The sequence below is a fragment of the Bacillus sp. XT-2 genome (assembly GCF_025696525.1).
Classification (GTDB): Bacteria; Bacillota; Bacilli; order Bacillales; family Bacillaceae; genus Bacillus; species Bacillus halotolerans.
On sequence record NZ_JAHVOC010000002.1, the window covers coordinates 563,328 to 584,545 of the forward strand.

Below are 21,218 nucleotides of genomic sequence, written 5' to 3' on the forward strand. Positions count from 1 at the left end.
TTACAAAAAAACAAGGCACAAGGACGTGCCTTAACAACATATTCAGGGAGGAACAAAACAATGAGAATTAACCACAATATCGCAGCACTTAACACACTAAACCGTTTGTCTTCAAACAACGGTGCTAGCCAAAAGAACATGGAGAAGCTTTCTTCTGGTCTTCGTATCAACCGTGCGGGAGATGACGCAGCAGGTCTTGCGATCTCTGAAAAAATGAGAGGGCAAATTAGAGGTCTTGAAATGGCTTCTAAAAACTCTCAAGACGGAATCTCTCTTATCCAAACAGCTGAGGGTGCATTGACTGAAACTCATGCTATCCTTCAACGTGTTCGTGAACTAGTTGTTCAAGCAGGAAACACTGGGACTCAGGACAAAGCAACTGACTTGCAGTCTATCCAAGATGAAATTTCAGCTTTAACAGATGAAATCGATGGTATTTCAAATCGTACAGAATTCAACGGTAAGAAATTGCTAGATGGCACTTACAAAGTTGACGCAGCTACTCCTGCAAATCAAAAGAACTTGATTTTCCAAATCGGAGCAAATGCTACACAGCAAATCTCTGTAAATATTGAGGATATGGGTGCTGATGCTCTTGGAATTAAAGAAGCTGATGGTTCAATTGCAGCTCTCCATTCTGTTAATGATCTTGATGTAACAAAATTCGCTGATAATAAAGCAGATGCAACTGATATTGGTTTCGATAATCAATTGAAAATTGTTGATGAAGCGATCAACCAAGTTTCTTCTCAGCGTGCTAAACTTGGTGCGGTACAAAACCGTCTAGAGCACACAATCAACAACTTAAGCGCTTCTGGTGAAAACCTGACAGCTGCTGAGTCTCGTATCCGTGACGTTGACATGGCTAAAGAGATGAGCGAGTTCACAAAGAACAACATTCTTTCTCAAGCTTCTCAAGCTATGCTTGCTCAAGCGAACCAACAGCCGCAAAACGTACTTCAATTGTTACGTTAATTTTGAAAAAGACCTTGGCGTTTGCCGGGGTCTTTTTTTATATTCCTAACTCCAAATCTTCCCCCTGGCTGTCTATAACTCGTGATATAATAATCGGATTCTCCACTAACCTATAAAAGTATTTCCAAACAAGAATTCTAAAACAGATGAGTTTTTTTCCATAAATATGTGTAATCTTATCTCGACTTAGTCGATATAAACGATAGATTGGGACATAGGGGATGATCAATTGAACATTGAAAGACTCACTACGTTACAACCTGTTTGGGATCGTTATGATACTCAAATACATAATCAAAAAGATAATGAGAAGAGTCAGGTTCCCGTTCATCAAGTTTCATATACCGACCTTACTGAAATGGTAGAAGAAACGAACAAGCTTTTGGAACCTTCGCAAGTCCACTTGAAGTTTGAGCTCCATGAAAAACTAAACGAATACTATGTAAAGGTAATAGAAGACTCTACAAATGAAGTTGTCCGCGAGATTCCGCCCAAACAATGGCTTGATTTTTATGCGGCTATGACTGAATTTCTTGGGTTATTTGTTGATGAAAAAAAGTAGATTAGGAGTGGTTTGAAATGGTCACGAGAATAACAGGTCTGGCGTCAGGTATGGATATAGATGATATCGTATCAAAGCTGATGCAGACAGAAAGAGTGCCGCTTGATAAACTGACGCAAAAAAAGCAGCTCCTTGAATGGCAGCGTGACAGCTATCGAGAAGTCAACTCAAAAATAAAAGAATTGCAGGATTATATGTCTAAAAATACAATGACATATCCGAGTGTGTATCAGAGCAAAACTGTAACAAGCTCAAATGAATCTGTTCTGACTGCTACAGGAAGTGCAAGCGCGCCGAACTCTTCCTCTACTGTCGAAGTAGCAAGCTTGGCAACTGCCGCAACATATAAGGCAAGCAATTATTCGGGATACACACAGGGCGATTATAATTTGACGTTTAACGTGGTTGCCCCTGGCGAGACAGCAGCGAAATCAGTGAATATAAGTGTGACGAGTGCCGATACAATTGATAACGTTATTTCTAAGATTAACAGCTCGGATTTAGGAGTATCCGCATTTAAAGATAAAATTTTTAATGGCACAGAGTATGTAGAAACGATTGCATTTTCTTCAAAAGCGACAGGCGCAGGAGGCAGCATACAGGCAGCAGACGCGGCAACGGCAGACTTTATGTCTGGCCAGCTGGGCTTTTCATTAGATACTGATAATAAGCTCACTGCTTACAAAGAAGGAACAAATGCAAAAGTCACGATTAATGGCTTTGAAATGGAGAAGCTGACAAACAACTTTACGGTTAACGGCGTAACCTACTCAATTAAAAATACAACCGCTGCAACAGGTCCCGTTACTACATCTGTTTCTACCGATGTTGACGGTATTTATAACAAAATTAAAGATTTTGTAGATAAATATAATGAGCTGGTTGACAGTCTGAATGAAAAGCTGCAAGAAACGAAATACAGAGACTATACGCCGCTGACGAGTGAGCAAAAAGAAGCAATGTCTGATAAAGAAGTAGAGCTCTGGGAAGAGAAAGCGAAGAGCGGTTTGCTTAGAAATGATACTAGTATAAGCACCGGAACAAACCAGTTGCGGACTGATTTTTATTCTCAAGTAAATGCGAATGGTGAATCCTATCAATTGACACAATTCGGCATTACCACTTCAAGCGCTTATCTCAAACGGGGTCATTTAGAAATAGACGAGGATAAACTAAAAGCAAAAATAGAAGAAGATCCGCAAAGTGTTGCTAATTTGTTTACGAGCGGATCGAGCGAAAGCAACTATAGTGATAAAGGTATTATGAAACGTATCGGCGACACACTGAGAAGCACAGTGAAAAGCATTGAAGCAAAAGCCGGCAATTCAACAATGGGAGCAAGCGACTATTTAATTGGGAAAAATTTGCGTTCCATCAGTACTGAAATCACCGATATGCAGGACCGATTGAACACAGTAGAAAACCGTTATTATAAAAAATTCAGTGCAATGGATTCTGCGATTCAAAAAATGAACGAACAAGCGTCCTATTTATCACAGCTACTTGTACAATAAATGTAATTTGGAGGATGACACATGGCGATCCAAAATCCTTATGCAGCTTATCAGCAAAATTCAGTGAATACCGCTACGCCCGGGGAGCTGACCCTTATGCTGTATAATGGCTGTTTGAAATTTATAAAACTTGCATCTCAGGCCATTGAGAATAATGATATGGAAGGTAAAAATGAAAATCTGATTAAAGCGCAAAATATCATTCAGGAATTAAATGGTACACTTAACCGCAACATAGAGCTTTCCGGTTCAATGGGTGCGATGTACGATTATATGTATCGAAGATTGGTACAGGCAAATATCAAAAATGATACGAGCATGCTGGCTGAGGTAGAGGGCTATGTAAAAGATTTTCGCGATGCTTGGAAACAAGCCATGCAAAGTGAACGGAAGGACCGGCACGGATCAGGCGGGATCGCATGAAAAACATAGATCAACTATACACTGAGACGGAGAGTATGCTGTCACACATACAAAATACACCGGAAAGCGATGAACTTTTAAAGCAAATTGAAGACTTTGTGTCTAAACGGTCTGAACTTATTCAGGGGATATCTCTTCCGCTTTCAGAAGAAGAGCGAAAGCAGATGAAGCTTGTCTTGACATGGGATCAGCTTATTGTGAAGGAAATGGAAAGACTGAAGCAGTCAATCGCAGCAGAACTTCAGCAGGTGAAAAGAAAACGTGCGATGCATACGACGTATTTAAATCCTTATAACAACATCACGATTGACGGCAGATATTATGACAAGCGTAAATAGGTGAGTGCCTTGAAGAGCATTGAGGATTATACGCTTTTATCAGCTTATTATCATCTTCTTTTTACAATTGAGGAAGGGCTGTGCTATTTGATAGAGGCGGAACAGAATTTATCAAAAACAGAAGGGGATCGGATCTACCAAGATCTGATCCAAGCCTTTTTTTATTTGGATTCAACCCATTCAACTCTTCTTTTCGTGATGAACACACGGTGCGCAGAAGTATGCGTTAAGGCTTTTGACGAGATTTTTGCAGAATTTGATCAATTGGTTTCTTTCTCATTCCCCTCTCATGAATTCTGCGAGTATTTAAAAGGACATTTTCTGATTCACTATAGGAAATGGATGCTGTCCATTCATCGATGTATGGAGCCCTTTGTGATTAATTGACTTTGTGTAAGGCATTTTTTCTTATTGCCAGCATATACATATACCTCCCGTAACCATAGAAACATTAGCATAAAACGGCATAATTCGACAAAGTTCACTGAATTTTCACAAAAGGTTTACGTTTCAGCAGGAATTGTAAAGGGTAAAGGAGAAATAGATACATATCCTTAATAAAAGGGAGGCGTTCTTTGATGAACTATAACATCAGAGGAGAAAATATTGAAGTGACACCCGCGTTAAAGGATCATGTCGAGAAGAAGATCGGCAAGCTGGAGCGTTATTTTGAGCATAGTGTAAATGCCGATGTGAACGTCAACTTGAAGTTTTACAATGACAAGGAGTCCAAGGTTGAGGTTACGATTCCGATGACAGATCTGGCGCTTCGGTCTGAAGTGCATAACGAGGATATGTACAATGCAATTGATCTCGCTACAAACAAGCTGGAACGTCAAATCCGTAAGCATAAAACAAAAGTAAACCGCAAATTCCGTGAGCAGGGTCTTCCGAAATCTTCAGTGGCAAACGGCCTCGGCTCTGATACAGATATTGCGGTTCAGGACGAAATAGAAGAAGATGAAAGCTTAGAAATCGTCCGTCAGAAGCGCTTTAATTTAAAGCCGATGGATAATGAAGAAGCGATCTTACAAATGAATATGCTCGGCCATAACTTCTTTGTTTTCACAAATGCGGAAACAAACCTTACAAACGTCGTGTACCGCAGAAATGACGGGAAATATGGCCTGATTGAACCGACTGAATAATGAAGAGCAGCCTTCCGTGATTTTCGCGGAAGGTTTTTGTTTTTTCTTATTTGCAAATTCTTTGGAAATAAGAGAAGGTATGATATGATAATGAGAGGTATACATGGACTAGTAAATTATTTATACATGCTTGTCAAACAGGCATGTGATGATAGAGGAGCGTTATAAATGCTTGGAATTTTAAATAAAATGTTTGATCCAACAAAACGTACGCTGAATAGATACGAAAAAATAGCTAACGATATTGATGCGATTCGGGGAGACTATGAAAATCTCTCAGATGATGCGCTGAAACATAAAACAATTGAATTTAAAGAGCGCCTTGAAAAAGGGGCGACAACTGATGATCTACTTGTTGAAGCATTCGCAGTGGTTCGGGAAGCTTCTCGCCGCGTAACCGGCATGTTCCCGTTTAAAGTCCAGCTTATGGGGGGCGTGGCTCTTCATGACGGAAATATCGCGGAGATGAAAACAGGGGAAGGTAAAACATTAACGTCTACTCTGCCTGTTTATTTAAATGCCTTATCTGGAAAAGGCGTGCACGTCGTGACAGTCAATGAATACTTGGCGAGCCGTGACGCAGAGCAAATGGGGAAAATTTTCGAGTTTCTCGGCTTAACTGTCGGACTGAATTTGAACTCAATGTCGAAAGATGAAAAAAGGGAAGCTTATGCGGCTGACATCACTTATTCTACAAACAACGAGCTCGGCTTCGATTATTTGCGCGACAACATGGTTCTTTATAAAGAGCAAATGGTGCAGCGTCCGCTTCATTTTGCGGTAATTGATGAAGTCGACTCTATTTTGATTGATGAAGCGAGAACACCGCTTATCATTTCAGGACAAGCTGCAAAATCGACAAAACTGTACGTACAGGCAAATGCTTTTGTACGCACGTTAAAAGCAGAGAAGGACTATACGTATGATGTAAAAACAAAAGGTGTACAGCTCACAGAAGAAGGAATGACAAAGGCTGAAAAAGCGTTCGGCATCGACAACCTGTTTGATGTGAAAAATGTGGCGCTCAACCACCATATCAACCAGTCCTTAAAAGCGCACGTTGCCATGCAGAAGGATGTTGATTACGTAGTAGAAGACGGTCAGGTTGTCATCGTTGACTCTTTCACGGGTCGTTTAATGAAAGGCCGCCGCTACAGCGAAGGGCTTCACCAGGCGATCGAAGCGAAGGAAGGGCTTGAAATTCAAAATGAGAGCATGACCTTGGCGACGATTACGTTCCAAAACTACTTCCGGATGTATGAAAAGCTGGCCGGTATGACGGGTACGGCTAAAACAGAGGAAGAGGAGTTCCGTAACATCTACAACATGCAGGTTGTGACGATTCCGACAAACCAGCCGGTTGTTCGTGATGACCGTCCTGATTTAATTTACCGTTCAATGGAAGGGAAGTTTAAGGCCGTTGCAGAAGATGTTGCCCAGCGATATATGACAGGACAGCCCGTTCTTGTCGGTACAGTTGCGGTTGAAACGTCTGAATTGATTTCAAAGCTGCTCAAAAACAAGGGTATCCCGCATCAGGTATTAAACGCCAAAAACCATGAGCGAGAAGCGCAAATCATTGAAGAGGCCGGTCAAAAAGGCGCTGTGACGATTGCGACAAACATGGCGGGGCGCGGAACAGACATTAAGCTTGGCGAAGGAGTAAAAGAGCTTGGCGGACTAGCCGTTGTCGGAACGGAACGCCATGAATCACGCCGGATTGACAATCAGCTGCGAGGACGTTCAGGACGTCAGGGTGATCCGGGGATCACACAATTTTATCTTTCTATGGAAGATGAATTGATGCGCAGATTTGGTGCTGAGCGGACAATGGCAATGCTTGACCGCTTTGGTATGGATGACTCCACTCCGATTCAAAGCAAAATGGTATCCCGCGCGGTTGAATCATCTCAAAAACGCGTTGAAGGAAATAACTTCGATTCACGTAAACAGCTTCTTCAATATGATGATGTTCTCCGCCAGCAGCGTGAGGTTATCTATAAGCAGCGTTTCGAAGTCATCGACTCTGAAAACCTGCGTGAAATCGTAGAAAATATGATCAAATCTTCTCTCGAGCGGGCAATTGCGGCCTATACACCAAGAGAAGAGCTTCCTGAGGAGTGGAAGCTTGACGGTCTTGTTGAGCTTGTTAACACCACTTACCTTGACGAAGGCGCGCTTGAAAAGAGCGACATCTTCGGCAAAGAACCGGATGAAATGCTTGAGCTCATTATGGATCGCATCAAGACCAAATATAATGACAAAGAGGTAAAATTCGGCGAGGAACAAATGCGCGAATTTGAGAAAGTCATCGTGCTTCGCGCCGTCGATTCAAAATGGATGGATCATATCGACGCAATGGATCAGCTTCGCCAAGGGATTCACCTTCGTGCTTACGCGCAAACAAATCCGCTGCGTGAGTATCAAATGGAAGGCTTTGCGATGTTTGAGCATATGATTGAATCCATCGAGGACGAGGTTGCCAAATTTGTGATGAAGGCTGAGATTGAAAATAATCTGGAGCGTGAAGAGGTTGTACAAGGCCAAACCACGGCTCATCAGCCGCAAGAAGGCGATGAAAACAAAAAAGCAAAGAAAGCGCCGGTTCGTAAAGTGGTTGATATCGGCCGAAATGCGCCATGCCACTGCGGAAGCGGAAAAAAATATAAAAATTGCTGCGGCCGGACTGAATAGTTCGTTCGGGCAAGTTTGCTGACCGCGGCGCCTTGAGCGCCCGCGGATCTTTTAATGAGGTGAATGGAATGGAATTATCAGAAATCAGAGTTGAGCTCGAAAATATGGCTTCTCGTTTAGCGGACTTTAGGGGGTCTCTTTGACCTCGAATCAAAGGAGACCCGCATTGCTGAGCTAGATGAGCAAATGGCTGATCCGGAATTCTGGAATGATCAGCAGAAAGCTCAAACGGTCATCAATGAAGCAAATGGTTTAAAGGATTATGTCAATTCCTATAAAAAATTGAATGAATCCCATGAAGAACTGCAAATGACTCATGACCTTCTGAAAGAAGAGCCGGATCAAGATCTTCAGCTTGAGCTTGAAAAAGAGCTAAAGGCTTTAACGAAGGAGTTCAATGAGTTTGAGCTTCAGCTTCTTCTCAGTGAGCCGTATGATAAAAACAACGCAATTTTGGAGCTGCATCCGGGTGCGGGCGGTACTGAGTCACAGGATTGGGGCTCTATGCTTCTCAGAATGTACACCAGATGGGCTGAGCGCCGCGGCTTTAAAGTGGAAACGCTCGATTACCTTCCTGGTGATGAAGCCGGTATTAAGTCAGTCACATTACTGATTAAAGGGCACAACGCTTATGGATATATCAAGGCGGAAAAAGGCGTCCATCGTCTCGTGCGGATTTCTCCGTTTGATTCATCAGGCCGCCGCCACACTTCATTCGTATCTTGTGAAGTTATGCCTGAATTCAACGATGAGATCGATATTGATATCCGTACGGAGGATATTAAAGTTGATACGTACCGTGCAAGCGGAGCAGGCGGACAGCACGTCAACACGACAGACTCAGCTGTTCGGATTACCCACTTGCCGACAAACGTGGTTGTGACATGTCAAACAGAACGTTCACAAATTAAAAACCGTGAAAGAGCGATGAAAATGCTGAAGGCAAAGCTGTATCAGCGCAGAATTGAAGAACAGCAGGCCGAGCTGGACGAAATTCGCGGTGAGCAAAAAGAGATCGGCTGGGGAAGCCAAATCCGCTCTTACGTATTCCATCCGTATTCCATGGTAAAAGACCATCGGACCAATACAGAAATGGGTAACGTTCAAGCCGTAATGGACGGAGATATTGACGTATTTATTGACGCATACCTTCGTTCTAAACTTTCGTAAGCAGGAAACACACCTGGTGTCTACAGGTGTGTTTTTTTATTGCCTGCATATCCTTGCTTTCACTGCTGCTTTAGCATATTACCACTGTGTTTGGGTGTTATTTACATCTAATCGGGGAAGGATTAAAATGCTATCGGAGAGCATAGGAAGAAACGGAGGAAGGTTGTAATGATGGATGTACGGAATAAAAGTCTTCGGGTTATAAGGGATTATGTATACATACTGATAGGGGCAGCAATTACAGCAGTGTCCTTTAATGTCTTTCTGCTTCCTAACAAAATAGCCGCAGGCGGTGTCAGCGGGATCAGTACCATTTTACAGTCATATGGTTTTGAAGCGGCCTATGTGCAGTGGATCATTAATATTCCCTTATTTATTGCCGGCATCATTTTGCTTGGCGGTAAATTTGGACTCAAGACACTCGCAGGTTCTGTCTTTTTGCCTCTTGTCGTGTTTTTGACGAGAGACATTCAGCCTGCTACACATCATGAGCTTCTGGCGGCGATTTTTGGCGGCGTCGGCATCGGGATTGGAATCGGCATTGTGTACTTAGGCAAAGGATCAACCGGGGGAACGGCATTAGCGGCTCAAATCATTCATAAGTACACAGGTCTCTCATTAGGGACCTGTCTCGCGATCATTGACGGTTTGATTGTTGTTACGGCGATGATCGTATTTAATATAGAGCAGGGACTGTATGCCATGCTTGGGGTGTATGTATCAAGCAAAACCATTGATGTCGTCCAAGTTGGCTTCAACCGCTCTAAAATGGCGCTTATCATTACAAAACAGGAACAGGCCGTGAAGGAAGCTGTGTTTAAAAAAATTGACAGAGGCGTTACGAAAATTTCTGCAGTCGGCGGATATACTGACGATGAACGACCGATTTTAATGTGCGTGGTTGGCCAAACTGAATTCACGAAATTGAAACAAATCGTCAAACAGATTGATGAGACTGCTTTTGTGATTGTAGCAGATGCAAGCGAGGTGCTGGGCGAGGGTTTCAAACGCGCTTAAACGGGGTTATAATATGGAAGAGATCGTAAAGGAGTTGTGCTTCTCAACATGAAATCAAAACTATCGATACTAATGCTTGTATTTGCCATTTCTGCCCTGCTGGCTGCCTGCGGTTCTAACGATGCAAAAGAAGAGAAGACAGACAACGGCAGCAAAACAGAAGCCTCTGCGTCTGAAGGGGAAGAATTATATCAGCAGAGCTGTGTAGGCTGCCACGGCAAGGATTTAGAAGGTGTCTCAGGACCTAATCTCCAAGAGGTTGGAGGCAAATACAACGAAGAAAAAATTGAAAGCATTATTAAAAACGGACGGGGCAATATGCCGAAGGGGCTTGTAGATGATAAGGAAGCCGCTTCAATTGCCAAATGGCTGTCAGAGAAAAAGTAAGAGGAGAAAATCTTTGCCGCGATTCAGGCAAGGATTTTTTTATGCCGAAATCATGATGAATGAAAAGAAACTGTAATAGTATTATGTCTAAATTTGACGTATAATGAAGTGTGTTGAAAATCAAACTTTCAGATTTTTCATCTTTTTACAAATGAATGGGTCATAAACTGTCGAATGCTTTCGAAGAGTATGACCGTGCGACATAAAATGATATAAAAGATTAGGTGATTTCATGATAGAGATGAAAGAAGTATACAAAGCCTATCCGAACGGTGTAAAGGCGCTAAACGGGATTTCAGTTACCATTCATCCCGGAGAGTTTGTTTATGTTGTCGGACCGAGCGGAGCGGGTAAATCTACTTTTATTAAAATGATATACAGAGAAGAAAAGCCGACAAAAGGGCAAATTTTACTCAATCATAAAGATCTCGCATCAGTTAAAGAAAAAGAGATTCCTTTCGTGCGGCGTAAAATAGGTGTAGTCTTCCAGGACTTCAAGCTTCTCCCGAAACTTACTGTGTTTGAGAATGTGGCTTTTGCCCTTGAAGTAATTGGAGAACAGCCGTCTGTCATTAAAAAACGGGTGCTTGAAGTGCTTGATTTGGTGCAGCTGAAGCATAAAGCGAGACAATTCCCTGACCAGCTTTCAGGCGGGGAGCAGCAGCGTGTCTCTATAGCCAGATCAATTGTGAACAGCCCTGATGTTGTCATTGCAGATGAACCTACGGGAAACCTTGATCCGGATACGTCTTGGGAAGTCATGAAGACGCTGGAGGAGATTAATAACCGCGGAACAACAGTCGTAATGGCGACACATAATAAAGAAATCGTAAACACCATTAAGAAACGTGTCATTGCAATCGAAGATGGTATCATTGTGCGTGATGAGTCAAGAGGGGAGTATGGTTCTTATGATTAAAATTCTCGGGCGCCATTTGCGTGAGAGTTTTAAATCTCTCGGGAGAAACACATGGATGACGTTTGCATCCATTAGTGCAGTAACCGTTACGCTGATTTTAGTCGGCGTGTTTTTAGTGATTATGCTGAATTTGAATAACATGGCTACGAATGCTGAAAAAGAAGTCGAAATCAAGGTATTGGTTGATCTGACTGCAGATAAGAAGGCACAGGACAAGCTGCAGAACGAGATAAAAGACCTGAACGGCATTCAAAGTGTCACTTTTTCATCTAAAGAAAAAGAGCTTGACCAGTTAGTTGACAGTTTTGGAGACAGCGGAAAATCCCTGACGATGCAGGATCAGGAAAACCCGCTGAATGACGCGTTTGTCGTGAAAACGACCGATCCGCATGATACCCCAAGTGTCGCGAAAAAGATAGAAAAAATGGATCATGTTTACAAAGTTACTTACGGAAAAGAAGAGGTCAGCCGTTTGTTTAAAGTGGTCGGCGTTTCCCGCAACATCGGAATCGCGTTAATTATCGGCTTATTGTTTACGGCGATGTTCTTAATTTCCAACACCATCAAAATTACGATTTTTGCAAGAAGAAAAGAAATTGAAATCATGAAGCTTGTTGGTGCGACGAACTGGTTTATCCGCTGGCCGTTTTTCCTTGAAGGATTGCTGCTCGGCGTATTCGGTTCAGTCATTCCGATCGCGCTTGTATTGAGCACTTATCAATATGTTATCGGATGGGTCGTTCCGAAGGTTCAAGGATCATTTGTCTCTCTTCTTCCATATAATCCGTTTGTATTCCAAGTCTCGCTTGTATTAATTGCAATTGGCGCAGTGATTGGAGTATGGGGAAGTCTGACTTCCATCCGCAAGTTTTTGCGGGTATAAACATAAGAAAAGCCATCCCGATTGCGGGACGGCTTTTTTCTTTTGCCTTCTTTTTCTTCTATGATTACATGAAATCTCCATCCTTTACATATACTATCTCTAGGTTTTGCAAAGACAGTCTGGCATACAGGAGGAGTAAAGGATGAATCAAAAAATAATCGCTGTGATAGCGGCGGGGAGCATGCTGTTCGGAGGCGCCGGCGTATATGCGGGAATGAACCTGCTGGAAGCCGAAAAGCCCGAAGCCGCAGCTGTTGCCGCAACGGCTCAAGCTGACTCTGATCGGGCTGCAGCTATGGATAAAATTGAAAAAGCATATGAATTGATTTCGAATGAATATGTAGAAAAGGTTGATAGAGAAAAGCTGCTTGAAGGAGCCATTCAAGGGATGCTGTCTACATTAAACGATCCTTATTCCGTCTATATGGACAAGCAGACGGCAAAGCAATTTTCTGATTCTCTTGATTCCTCTTTCGAAGGCATCGGGGCTGAGGTTGGAGTGGAAGAAGGCAAAATCATTATTGTATCTCCATTTAAACAATCTCCTGCGGAAAAAGCCGGGCTGAAGCCGAATGATGAAATCATCAGTATTGATGGAGAATCGATGGCGGGCAAGGATTTAAATGACGCTGTCTTAAAAATAAGAGGAAAGAAAGGTTCCAGCGTGTCAATAAAGATTCAGCGGCCCGGGACGAAGAAGCAATTGTCATTCCGCATTAAGAGAGCTGAAATTCCGCTTGAAACGGTGTTTGCTTCAGAGAAAAAAGTGCAGGGGCATTCTGTCGGGTATATCGCCATTTCTACTTTTTCTGAGCATACGGCGGAGGATTTTGCAAAAGCATTGGGCAAGCTTGAGAAAAAAGGAATTGAAGGCCTTGTGCTGGATGTTCGAGGAAACCCGGGAGGATATCTTCAAAGTGTTGAAGAGATTCTTAAGCATTTCATTACAAAGGATCAGCCGTACATTCAGATTGCTGAACGCAATGGAGATAGAAAACGTTATTTTTCAACATTGACCCATAAAAAAACATACCCTGTCAATGTCATCACAGATAAGGGGAGCGCCTCTGCTTCTGAAATTCTTGCAGGCGCATTAAAAGAAGCGGGGCATTATGATGTTGTAGGTGACACGTCGTTCGGAAAGGGAACTGTTCAACAAGCTGTACCGATGGGAGACGGCAGCAATATTAAATTGACGCTTTACAAGTGGCTGACGCCAAACGGGAATTGGATTCATAAGAAGGGTGTTAAGCCGACCATTGCGATAAAGCAGCCTGATTATTTCTCCGCAGGTCCATTGCAGCTAAAAGAGCCTCTTAAAGCTGATATGAACAATGAAGATGTGAAACATGCACAGGTTTTGCTGAAAGGACTCAGTTTTGATCCGGGTCGGGAAGACGGCTATTTCAGTAAAGAAATGAAAAAAGCGGTTTTGGCCTTTCAGGATCAAAACAAGCTCGCAAAAACGGGTGTGATTGACAATCGCACCGCGGAGAAAATAAATCATTTAATTGAAATGAAAAAATCAGATGAAAAAAATGATTTGCAGCTTCAAACGGCGCTTAAATCATTATTTGTCAATTAAAGGAGATGGTGTTCCATCTCCTGTTTCTTTGTGCTTAATGAATAAATAATCCATAAGTCACATAAAAATTGAGTTTTTGACAAGATATTAAAAAATTTTTCACAAATAAACATTTATAAAGGACCGAGATTACCCGATATCAATATATGAGAGAGACTTTCTAACGAGAAAATATGCATTTAAAATGAAACTTTTGCAAGTTGCCTAGTCTTTGTTTACTTCATACAATATAAGAAGGTTCTAAAAAGAACAGTAATCAGGTTTATGGCAGCTGAACTACAGGTATTTAAAAGAGAAACGTTAGCGAGAATGCTTGTTAGCACTCCAGTACTGCTGCTTATACTGGCCCGTGCTTATCTGTACAAAGAAAATGGGGGTTCACAATTGAAGAGGGCAAGTATTGTGCGTGAAAAAAATATTATGAATTAGTGGAACAATTAAAAGACAGAACACAAGACGTAACATTTTCAGCTACAAAAGCACTAAGTCTTCTTATGCTGTTTAGCAGGTACCTAGTGAATTACACAAATGTTGAATCGGTCAATGACATTAATGAAGAATGTGCCAAGCATTATTTTAATTACTTAATGAAAAACCATAAACGATTAGGAATCAATCTGACAGATATAAAGAGGTCGATGCACCTGATCAGCGGGTTATTGGACGTTGATGTAAACCATTATTTAAAGGATTTTTCACTATCGAATGTCACGCTGTGGATGACGCAAGAGAGATAAACCCTCCTGAGGATATCCAAGCCATTTAATATTTGATAGAATATGAGTAATATGTTTGGCTTGAGGCGGTGAAAGATAGTGTCTGTTCAATGGGGATTTGAACTGTTAAAAAGTGCGGGCCTGTTCTTTTTGCACCCGCTATTCTGGTTTTTTGTCATTGTAAGTCTGGCTTTCGGATATGTGAGGATCAAACGTGAGCGAAAAACCTTTCATACAAGAATAGCAGACATTTATGATGAACTGAAATTTACATATACAAAAGGGTTAATTCCCGGTATCCTTTTGTCTATTGTTTTAGGGGTACTCGGAATTTCTATTCCTCTCGGTATGCTTGCGATTATTGCCGTTATGACTGCAGCGGCAGCGCTCACTCTTCGCGCAAACTGGATGTCTGCTGCATATATCGTCAGTGTGAGTATGCTGATAGGTTTTGGACTGCAAGTGAATCAGGCTGAACCTTTTCTGGATCGGTTTCCGCAAGGCTTTGCGGTCATGTGGCCGGCCCTGGCGGTGTTTTTGGGTTTATTGGTTATCGCTGAAGGAGCGGTTGCATATCGTTCTGCCCATGTGAAAACATCACCGGGATTGGTCGTCAGCAGCCGCGGTTTGCCGATCGGTCAGCAGCTTGCAAACCGTATATGGCTTTTACCGCTGTTTATTCTTGTACCTGGCAATGGATTAGAATCACACCTCAGCTGGTGGCCTGTGTTTTCTGTTCCCGGAGGGTCATTCCATTTTCTGTGGATACCTTACTTTGTCGGATTCGGCCAAAGGGTGCAGGGTTCCCTTCCTGAAACCAGTATAAGAATCACAGCGAAGCGAGTCTGTATACTCGGGCTTATTGTCTCCGCTCTCGGTGCAGCGAGTTTGCTGTGGACGCCGCTTGCGGGTGCAGCTGTCTGTGCGGCTGTATTAGGACGTATTTTTCTGTCCGTGAAGCAAAGGGTAAACGACAATGCAGCACCGTTTTATTTCTCCAAGCGTGATCAAGGCTTAATGGTGCTTGGTATTATACCAAATACACCGGCTGAAGATTTGGAATTAAAAATCGGAGAAATTATTACGAAAGTCAACGGCGTGCCCGTTAAGCACGTATCAGATTTTTATGAAGCGCTCCAGCGCAACCGTGCGTATGTGAAACTTGAAATTATCGGTCTGAACGGGGAGATTCGCTTTGATCAGCGTGCGTCTTATGAGGGAGAACATCATGAATTGGGCATTCTGTTCGTAAAGGATGACCGTGAAGATGAAGCAGCCGCTTTGCCTGGATCATAAAAAACAGCCCGGCACCACATATTTTGTGTGGCGCCGGGCTGTTTTGTTTTACGCTGAATTTTGTTCCATGCGTGCCGTTTCGTCAGATTTGATGCCTAACGAAACAAAAACACCAATGATGGATACCGCGAAGAGAATAATAAATAACGTGTGATACCCAGAAATCAGGCCAATTAAGGCTGACGAAATAATGCTTCCGAAATAACGGAAGGTCGAGAAAATACCGGAAGCCACTCCGGACATCGTGGGCTCTACTGTGGCAAGGGATGACACCTGCATGCTGGTCAGTCCGACTCCGGATGCAAGCCCTCCGAGAATAAGAGAGATCATCAGGAAGAAAACGGAATGGGAGCTGCTCAAGAGCAAAAATAACAAATTGGCTCCGGCCATCATCGCAAATGAGAGAAATATGATTTTTTTCGCACCCCATTTATGATGGAGCTGAGCGCCTGCCCAATTGCTCGCCGACATAAATATCGAAAAGACGGAAAGCGCCATGCCGCTGTTAGACGTATTAAGCCCAAACTGGTTTGTCATGAATAACGGCATAATCAATAAGACGGCATACATCATTAGATTGCTTAACAAGACGGATAGATTGGCATTTGTAAAGGTTGAGCTTTTAAACAGCGCAAAATCAATGATTGGATGCTGTGTGCGTTTTTCCCGTCTGAAAAAAAGCGGGACAAAAAGCAGTATCAATATGCTGTATAATGCATAGCCCCATGAAGACTCATTTTTCGTCAGCAGGATAATCGAAACGATGCTGCCTGCCAGCAAGAGAGAGCCGATAATATCCAGCGGCGCCTCTGATTTGTTTTCTTTATATTGAGGAAACATGGTCAATGCTGTAAATAAAGCAATGGCGAGAAACGGGATGTTGACCCAAAAAATCGAATGCCAGCTGAAGCTGTCAATCAAAAGAGAGCCGATAAACGGCCCGAGAGCGGCGCCCAGACCCGCGCCGAGCCCGAAATAGCCAAATACTTTCGGAAGGCGTTTCTCTGATACAACGTGCCGGATAATGGCAATGCTGTTTGGCGTGAGCAGTGCCCCGCCGACAGCCTGCAAAGCCCGAAATACAATTAACAAAAACAGGCTCGGCGATAGAGCGCAGCCTAATGAAGCAATCAGAAACAGGCCGACGCCCCATAAATACATGGTTTTATTGCCGTACATGTCACCGAGTTTTCCAGCTATTGGCTGTGTGACGGCCATGACGATTAAATAAACGGTAACCACCCAAGTGATGCTTGCGATGGATTCGTTATACGTATGTGATATAGATGAAAGCGCGACTGCGATCATCGTTGAGTTAATGGGAACCAGGATGGCCCCCAATAAAAGTGAGACGATCAGCGCCCATTCTTTTTTTGAGCTCATTGGGATCCTCCTTTTGTTTTGCCAAGGAGCTAACGGGCAGTAATTCCTTTGACGAATACAGCTGTACTATGCTCCAGCATTTTTTCCTGGGGCATTGTAATCACTCTGTCTCCTAAATGAAGACGGTGTACAAAGTAACCAAAAATCATCGAAATAAATACATCGGCATGTTCCGATTCATCTCCTGTCTGGATAGCCCCTTTCTCACCCATGCTTGTGAGATAATCAACTAAAAGCTGTTTCATAGATTGGGGATATTCAGTCACATGGTCGATGACATCCTGAAACATGGCCGGTTCACGAAAGCTGATTTTAATTATATCTTTTCTTTGTTCAAGCTCTTCCAGCAGACAGGTTCCGATATGCAGCAGGTCTTTATACAAATCACCCTCTGTTTGCTCAAAGATGCGATTTCGATTTGCAGAATGCTGAGAAAGCAGAGCCTCGACAAGCCCCTGTTTGTTTTTAAAATTCCTGAAAATCGTCGCTTCACTTACGTTTGCTTTTTCTGCAATTTCTTTTGTAGTCGTTGCACGATATCCTTTTTTGACGAGCAGCTGCATGGCAGCGTCAAGGATTCTGCGGTTTGTCGGTCTCAATACATTTCACCTCACGAATATACTGGCAGGACAAGTATACACCTGCCCCGCTTGTATAATAAAGAGGGTGGGCGCATCAGGACCGGCTGACAACTGTGATTTTGCCGCTGTTTCCGTCTACAGTGACGATGTCTCCATCTCGAAGCCTTTCTGTCGCTGCACGTGTGCCGAGAACAGCCGGAATGCCGTATTCCCGTGCGATAATCGCTGCGTGAGACAAGATTCCTCCGGTGTCTGTAATAATGGCTTTGGCATCTTGAAACAGGCTGGTCCATAGCGGTGTCGTCATTTTGCAAACCAGGATGTCTCCAGGCGCGAATCGAGAAAACTCACTGGCATCCCGAATCAATTTAACCGGCCCTGTTGCGATACCGCTTGATGCTGCAATTCCGAAAATATCATTCTCCGTGTTTTTTTCATCTTCTATGACAGCACCGACAATTTCTTCAGCCGCTTTCAGCTGCGCTTTTGTCGGTGTACCGAGATAAGCAGGCGCCTGTGCCAGCTCATACTCATGAAAGATTTGTCTCCGTTTTTCAGCCTTCTCTTGAAGGGATACGGGATGAAGGAGCGCGTTTTCCACCTCGTCATCATATAAGAACCAAAGGTCTTCTCGATCTCGGATCACACCGCTTTTTGCCAGCAATTCTCCTACCTTCAGCAAAAAGACTCTTGCCTTGGCATCCAGCATAGCATCAATGTAAAAATGATGATCATCTTTAATATTGGACGAATTCAGCGTCCATTGATAATAACGTTCAAATTCTTTCTGCAAAGCGGAATCCTCAATGCTTTGCAAGAATTCATTGTACAACTTCTCACGTTTTTCAATGGTCTTCTTAAATTCGTTGTCAAAATGATAGCCATTGCGGACGTAGTTTTGAATATGAGTCAATGCGTAATATGGATTCTCTGCCCAAGTCTGTTCAATCAGATCGTGGCTTTTTACAGATCTCCATCCGTATTCCTGTAAAAATTCATTGATTTTTTGCAGGAAACGTCTGCCCTCGTCGATTTGTTCTAATTTCTTCTGCAGCTGTTGCGGCTCGGTATGCTCAAAAATGGCTGTCAGACTCGGATTTTCTCGTACTTCAACGGAGAATTGCCATAGGCCGCGGTCTGTTTCCAGCGATTTGTTCATGACTCCTGTCAGCATTTCATAAAAATGTGAGTTTTCAGCTTCACCCTGAATGTTTTGATACATTGCTTGCAGTTTGTTCGTCAACAGAATTTGCGGGAAAACGATATTGAAGTGTTCCTCATAGGCCGTGAGATAAAAGGCCTTCAGTTTTTTAAAGGCCTCCAGCGCACTTTCCGGAGTGTGTTCCGTTTGTGTGAGTTGGTCCAATGTCCGGTAAAACGGAAGGTACGTGTTATGAATGATGTCGTACATGCGCTCGGCCAATATCGGAAAAAGCTCTTCGGCACTGTCCTCAGGAGGCTGTTGTTGTCCGCCTTGATTTTTTGAATAAATATGTCCCCGGTAAACTTTTACTTCATCGACGATGACACCGATCGGGAACTGCTGCATACTTTTCTTTAAGCCGTATTCAAGTGCGGGCACAATAAAAGATGAAAATAGCGGACTGACCGGGCCTTCGATGTTGGACTCCATATTGAGCCAAAAATCATCCATATCCTCGCCGGTGATCATGAAGTTCCGTTCTTCCTCAGCCGCTTTTTTATCCTGTTCAATGGTGGTAATTGGCCGTGCCTGCAGAAGGTACAGTTTATGATTGGCGATGCCGAATTCTAAATCAACAGGATATCCGTATAGGGCTTCGGTTTTTTTGGTGATTTCAGCCAGCTCAATTACCTGTTCATCTGTAAGGCAAAAACGGCTGCGCATGTCTTCGCTCGTTTCTTTTTCGGCAATGCCTTCTGCTGCGGACTCCATGTAGATCTCTTTTAAACCCATTTCTTTCTGAATCTCAAATGAAGCTTTATGAACGATATACGTGTCAGGAGTGACGCTTCCTGATACGACCGCTTCTCCCAGGCCGTAGCTGGCGCTGATTAATAACTCTCTATCATCATGGGTAACGGGATTTTGGCTGAAAATCACACCCGATATTTCTGAATTAATCAGGCCCTGCACCACAACACCCATTAACGGCTCTGCGATTTGATTGTTCATTTTCTTCTTATAGCGGCTGACCCTGCCTGAGAAAAAGGAGGCCCAGCATTCTTTCACCTTAGCCAGAAATTCTTCTTCTGTTTTTATATTTAAATAGGTTTCATATTGACCGGCGAATGAAGCGCCCTCTAAATCTTCTGAGGCTGATGATGAGCGGACGGCCACGGAACGATATGATTCTCTCAGCTCGTAAAAGGAGCTCGTCAGCTCGTTCTTTAGCTCATCTGAAAATGCTCCGGCAATAATGGCATTTTCGATATTTTCGCTTGAATCATGAAGCTGATTATCCTCCATAAAACGGGCGAGAGCGTTCGTTTGAATGATAAACCCATCTGGAACAGGAAGTCCGTGTTTGGTCAGTTTAATCAGATTCATGCCTTTTGCTCCAGCCAGCTGACTGGATTCTTCAGCTTGGCGAAATAACACAGAGTACATGTTTAAAACCCCTCTTTCCTTAGTATTTTTCTCTCTATCTTTTATTTTTGGGAGCCAATGTTCAAAAAAATGATAGTGAACACTATCACTCAATTGTAGATTTATAGGAAAATGTTGTCAAACGCAAAAAGCCCTAAATCAAATGAATATTTAAGTTAGTTAGATGATCATGAAAAATAAAACTGAGCGGGTCTGTTTGCTTATTTTTTCGTATTCGCAAATCGTTTCACTGAGCTTTCAGATCGCTGTTGGTCAAGCTTCCTTCACTTAAACGAGACTTAATACCTACCTTCCTGTTGATTTGACAATCAGTACAGTTTCAGCTCTCATTCAGCCGCACTAAAGTCAATTTTTCTTTATATTTGATACCGTCTATTTTGCCTGCCGGTAATCTATTATTTTATTATGAACATTTCTTCTGTCCGGGTTGAATAGCTGGATTTGGGTCTTGCCAAAAAATCGGATGAGGCATCTGTCTATCTATAAGAAGAGAGTTTTGCGGCAGGGCACGATGAATTGAACTGAAAAAGGGTATGGTGTAGAAAGAGGGAACCATTGCACGATTGTCCGATTCTTCATTTTTTACTATAATCAAATCAGATGAAGAATCCCTGAGGAGGGTTTTTGTGATTACAAAAGCCGTTTTTGCATTATTTTTCCCTTTTATGCTTGTCGTCCTATTTACGAGAGTGACCTTTAACCATTACGTGGCGATCGCTCTTACAGCTGCACTGCTGTTTGCTTCTTATTTAAAAGGCTATACAGAAACGTATTTTATTGTGGGATTAGATGTTGTCTCCCTTGTGGCCGGCGGACTTTACATGGCCAAAAAAGCTGCTGAGAAAAAAGAAGAATAAACCGGACATAATGAATATAAAGATGAATTCCTGCTTTTACGTTTTAAAAGCAGGTTTTTTATACATGAAAATATCTGGAAATAAAAAACCACCGAACTTTAGTTCGTATTTTTGGTGATTTTGCTTTCCATTGTGTTACTATATCTATAGGAAGATTTCGTTAAAGAAACGGAGGCTTAT

20 protein-coding genes are annotated in these 21,218 nt (G+C 42.7%); 17 read left to right on the plus strand and 3 right to left on the minus strand.

The window, feature by feature from the left end:
- The first annotated feature begins 60 nt into the window (after positions 1 to 60).
- From hag to KXD37_RS09020, 16 genes are all read left to right on the plus strand, one after another.
- Positions 61 to 975 carry a flagellin Hag gene (gene hag, locus KXD37_RS08945; RefSeq protein ID WP_106019634.1) on the plus strand — a complete coding sequence of 305 codons (915 nt, stop codon included), beginning with the start codon at positions 61 to 63 and terminating at the stop codon, positions 973 to 975.
- 229 nt (positions 976 to 1,204) lie between these two features.
- Positions 1,205 to 1,537, plus strand: a complete 333-nt coding sequence (gene flaG, locus KXD37_RS08950) for a flagellar protein FlaG (RefSeq protein ID WP_105954013.1) — start codon at positions 1,205 to 1,207, stop codon at positions 1,535 to 1,537.
- A gap of 17 nt (positions 1,538 to 1,554) precedes the next feature.
- Positions 1,555 to 3,051 (plus strand): flagellar hook-associated protein 2, encoded by a 1,497-nt coding sequence (locus KXD37_RS08955; RefSeq protein WP_106019633.1) that lies wholly within the window; start codon positions 1,555 to 1,557, stop codon positions 3,049 to 3,051.
- A 21-nt stretch (positions 3,052 to 3,072) separates the two neighbouring features.
- Positions 3,073 to 3,474: a flagellar export chaperone FliS gene (fliS, locus tag KXD37_RS08960; RefSeq protein WP_024123015.1), complete on the plus strand. Its 402-nt coding sequence runs from the start codon at positions 3,073 to 3,075 to the stop codon at positions 3,472 to 3,474.
- Positions 3,471 to 3,812 carry a flagellar protein FliT gene (locus KXD37_RS08965; RefSeq protein WP_024123014.1) on the plus strand — a complete coding sequence of 114 codons (342 nt, stop codon included), beginning with the start codon at positions 3,471 to 3,473 and terminating at the stop codon, positions 3,810 to 3,812. Before fliS ends, KXD37_RS08965 begins: the two co-directional genes overlap by 4 nt.
- Before the next feature lie 9 nt (positions 3,813 to 3,821).
- Complete coding sequence (locus KXD37_RS08970; protein ID WP_024123013.1) at positions 3,822 to 4,199, plus strand: hypothetical protein; 378 nt, start codon at positions 3,822 to 3,824, stop codon at positions 4,197 to 4,199.
- 191 nt (positions 4,200 to 4,390) lie between these two features.
- Positions 4,391 to 4,960, plus strand: coding sequence for a ribosome hibernation promotion factor (gene hpf / locus KXD37_RS08975; protein ID WP_044159437.1), 570 nt, complete (start codon positions 4,391 to 4,393; stop codon positions 4,958 to 4,960).
- 168 nt (positions 4,961 to 5,128) lie between these two features.
- Positions 5,129 to 7,654 carry a preprotein translocase subunit SecA gene (gene secA, locus KXD37_RS08980; RefSeq protein ID WP_103671263.1) on the plus strand — a complete coding sequence of 842 codons (2,526 nt, stop codon included), beginning with the start codon at positions 5,129 to 5,131 and terminating at the stop codon, positions 7,652 to 7,654.
- 68 nt (positions 7,655 to 7,722) lie between these two features.
- A protein-coding gene (gene prfB, locus KXD37_RS08985; protein WP_099043490.1) for a peptide chain release factor 2 occupies positions 7,723 to 8,824 on the plus strand; the annotation gives its coding sequence in 2 pieces (ribosomal slippage) (positions 7,723 to 7,794 and positions 7,796 to 8,824; 1,101 coding nt in all).
- 171 nt (positions 8,825 to 8,995) lie between these two features.
- Positions 8,996 to 9,841 carry a YitT family protein gene (locus KXD37_RS08990; protein ID WP_024123009.1) on the plus strand — a complete coding sequence of 282 codons (846 nt, stop codon included), beginning with the start codon at positions 8,996 to 8,998 and terminating at the stop codon, positions 9,839 to 9,841.
- Positions 9,842 to 9,889: 48 nt separating this feature from the next.
- On the plus strand, positions 9,890 to 10,228 hold the full coding sequence (gene cccB, locus KXD37_RS08995) for a cytochrome c551 (RefSeq protein ID WP_106019632.1): 339 nt from the start codon (positions 9,890 to 9,892) through the stop codon (positions 10,226 to 10,228).
- Between the two features lie 232 nt (positions 10,229 to 10,460).
- Positions 10,461 to 11,147, plus strand: coding sequence for a cell division ATP-binding protein FtsE (gene ftsE / locus KXD37_RS09000; protein WP_010332047.1), 687 nt, complete (start codon positions 10,461 to 10,463; stop codon positions 11,145 to 11,147).
- The gene (ftsX, locus tag KXD37_RS09005; RefSeq protein ID WP_024123007.1) at positions 11,140 to 12,030 is read left to right on the plus strand and encodes a permease-like cell division protein FtsX; all 891 of its coding nucleotides are present in this window, start codon (positions 11,140 to 11,142) and stop codon (positions 12,028 to 12,030) included. The genes ftsE and ftsX overlap by 8 nt, the downstream gene beginning before the upstream one ends.
- Positions 12,031 to 12,172: 142 nt before the next feature.
- Positions 12,173 to 13,615, plus strand: a complete 1,443-nt coding sequence (locus KXD37_RS09010; protein WP_101864698.1) for a S41 family peptidase — start codon at positions 12,173 to 12,175, stop codon at positions 13,613 to 13,615.
- Between the two features lie 428 nt (positions 13,616 to 14,043).
- Positions 14,044 to 14,352 (plus strand): swarming motility protein SwrAA, encoded by a 309-nt coding sequence (locus KXD37_RS09015; RefSeq protein WP_038954294.1) that lies wholly within the window; start codon positions 14,044 to 14,046, stop codon positions 14,350 to 14,352.
- 78 nt (positions 14,353 to 14,430) lie between these two features.
- On the plus strand, positions 14,431 to 15,627 hold the full coding sequence (locus tag KXD37_RS09020) for a S1C family serine protease (protein WP_101859875.1): 1,197 nt from the start codon (positions 14,431 to 14,433) through the stop codon (positions 15,625 to 15,627).
- A gap of 48 nt (positions 15,628 to 15,675) precedes the next feature.
- Here the strand turns inward: KXD37_RS09020 and KXD37_RS09025 are convergent, their stop codons facing one another.
- From KXD37_RS09025 to KXD37_RS09035, 3 genes are all read right to left on the minus strand, one after another.
- Positions 15,676 to 17,010 carry an MFS transporter gene (locus tag KXD37_RS09025; protein ID WP_106019631.1) on the minus strand — a complete coding sequence of 445 codons (1,335 nt, stop codon included), beginning with the start codon at positions 17,008 to 17,010 and terminating at the stop codon, positions 15,676 to 15,678.
- A 29-nt stretch (positions 17,011 to 17,039) separates the two neighbouring features.
- A complete protein-coding gene (locus tag KXD37_RS09030; RefSeq protein WP_127696438.1) occupies positions 17,040 to 17,609 on the minus strand; it encodes a TetR/AcrR family transcriptional regulator in 570 nt (189 codons plus the stop codon).
- Positions 17,610 to 17,685: 76 nt separating this feature from the next.
- A complete protein-coding gene (locus KXD37_RS09035) occupies positions 17,686 to 20,181 on the minus strand; it encodes a PEP/pyruvate-binding domain-containing protein (protein WP_127696439.1) in 2,496 nt (831 codons plus the stop codon).
- Positions 20,182 to 20,807: 626 nt separating this feature from the next.
- Between KXD37_RS09035 and KXD37_RS09040 the strand changes: the two genes are divergently transcribed.
- Positions 20,808 to 21,038 carry a CsbA family protein gene (locus KXD37_RS09040; RefSeq protein WP_003228053.1) on the plus strand — a complete coding sequence of 77 codons (231 nt, stop codon included), beginning with the start codon at positions 20,808 to 20,810 and terminating at the stop codon, positions 21,036 to 21,038.
- Positions 21,039 to 21,218 lie beyond the last annotated feature (180 nt).

What these genes read in the sequence shown, in the direction of transcription:
- KXD37_RS08965 (WP_024123014.1), top strand. Translation starts at nt 3,471, where the DNA reads ATGAAAAACATAGATCAACTATACACTGAGACGGAGAGTATGCTGTCA.
- KXD37_RS08990 (WP_024123009.1), top strand. Translation starts at nt 8,996, where the DNA reads ATGGATGTACGGAATAAAAGTCTTCGGGTTATAAGGGATTATGTATAC.
- ftsE (WP_010332047.1), top strand. Translation starts at nt 10,461, where the DNA reads ATGATAGAGATGAAAGAAGTATACAAAGCCTATCCGAACGGTGTAAAG.
- hpf (WP_044159437.1), top strand. Translation starts at nt 4,391, where the DNA reads ATGAACTATAACATCAGAGGAGAAAATATTGAAGTGACACCCGCGTTA.
- fliS (WP_024123015.1), top strand. Translation starts at nt 3,073, where the DNA reads ATGGCGATCCAAAATCCTTATGCAGCTTATCAGCAAAATTCAGTGAAT.
- secA (WP_103671263.1), top strand. Translation starts at nt 5,129, where the DNA reads ATGCTTGGAATTTTAAATAAAATGTTTGATCCAACAAAACGTACGCTG.
- KXD37_RS09010 (WP_101864698.1), top strand. Translation starts at nt 12,173, where the DNA reads ATGAATCAAAAAATAATCGCTGTGATAGCGGCGGGGAGCATGCTGTTC.
- cccB (WP_106019632.1), top strand. Translation starts at nt 9,890, where the DNA reads ATGAAATCAAAACTATCGATACTAATGCTTGTATTTGCCATTTCTGCC.
- KXD37_RS08955 (WP_106019633.1), top strand. Translation starts at nt 1,555, where the DNA reads ATGGTCACGAGAATAACAGGTCTGGCGTCAGGTATGGATATAGATGAT.
- ftsX (WP_024123007.1), top strand. Translation starts at nt 11,140, where the DNA reads ATGATTAAAATTCTCGGGCGCCATTTGCGTGAGAGTTTTAAATCTCTC.
- KXD37_RS09025 (WP_106019631.1), bottom strand. Translation starts at nt 17,010, where the DNA reads ATGAGCTCAAAAAAAGAATGGGCGCTGATCGTCTCACTTTTATTGGGG.
- KXD37_RS09035 (WP_127696439.1), bottom strand. Translation starts at nt 20,181, where the DNA reads ATGTACTCTGTGTTATTTCGCCAAGCTGAAGAATCCAGTCAGCTGGCT.
- hag (WP_106019634.1), top strand. Translation starts at nt 61, where the DNA reads ATGAGAATTAACCACAATATCGCAGCACTTAACACACTAAACCGTTTG.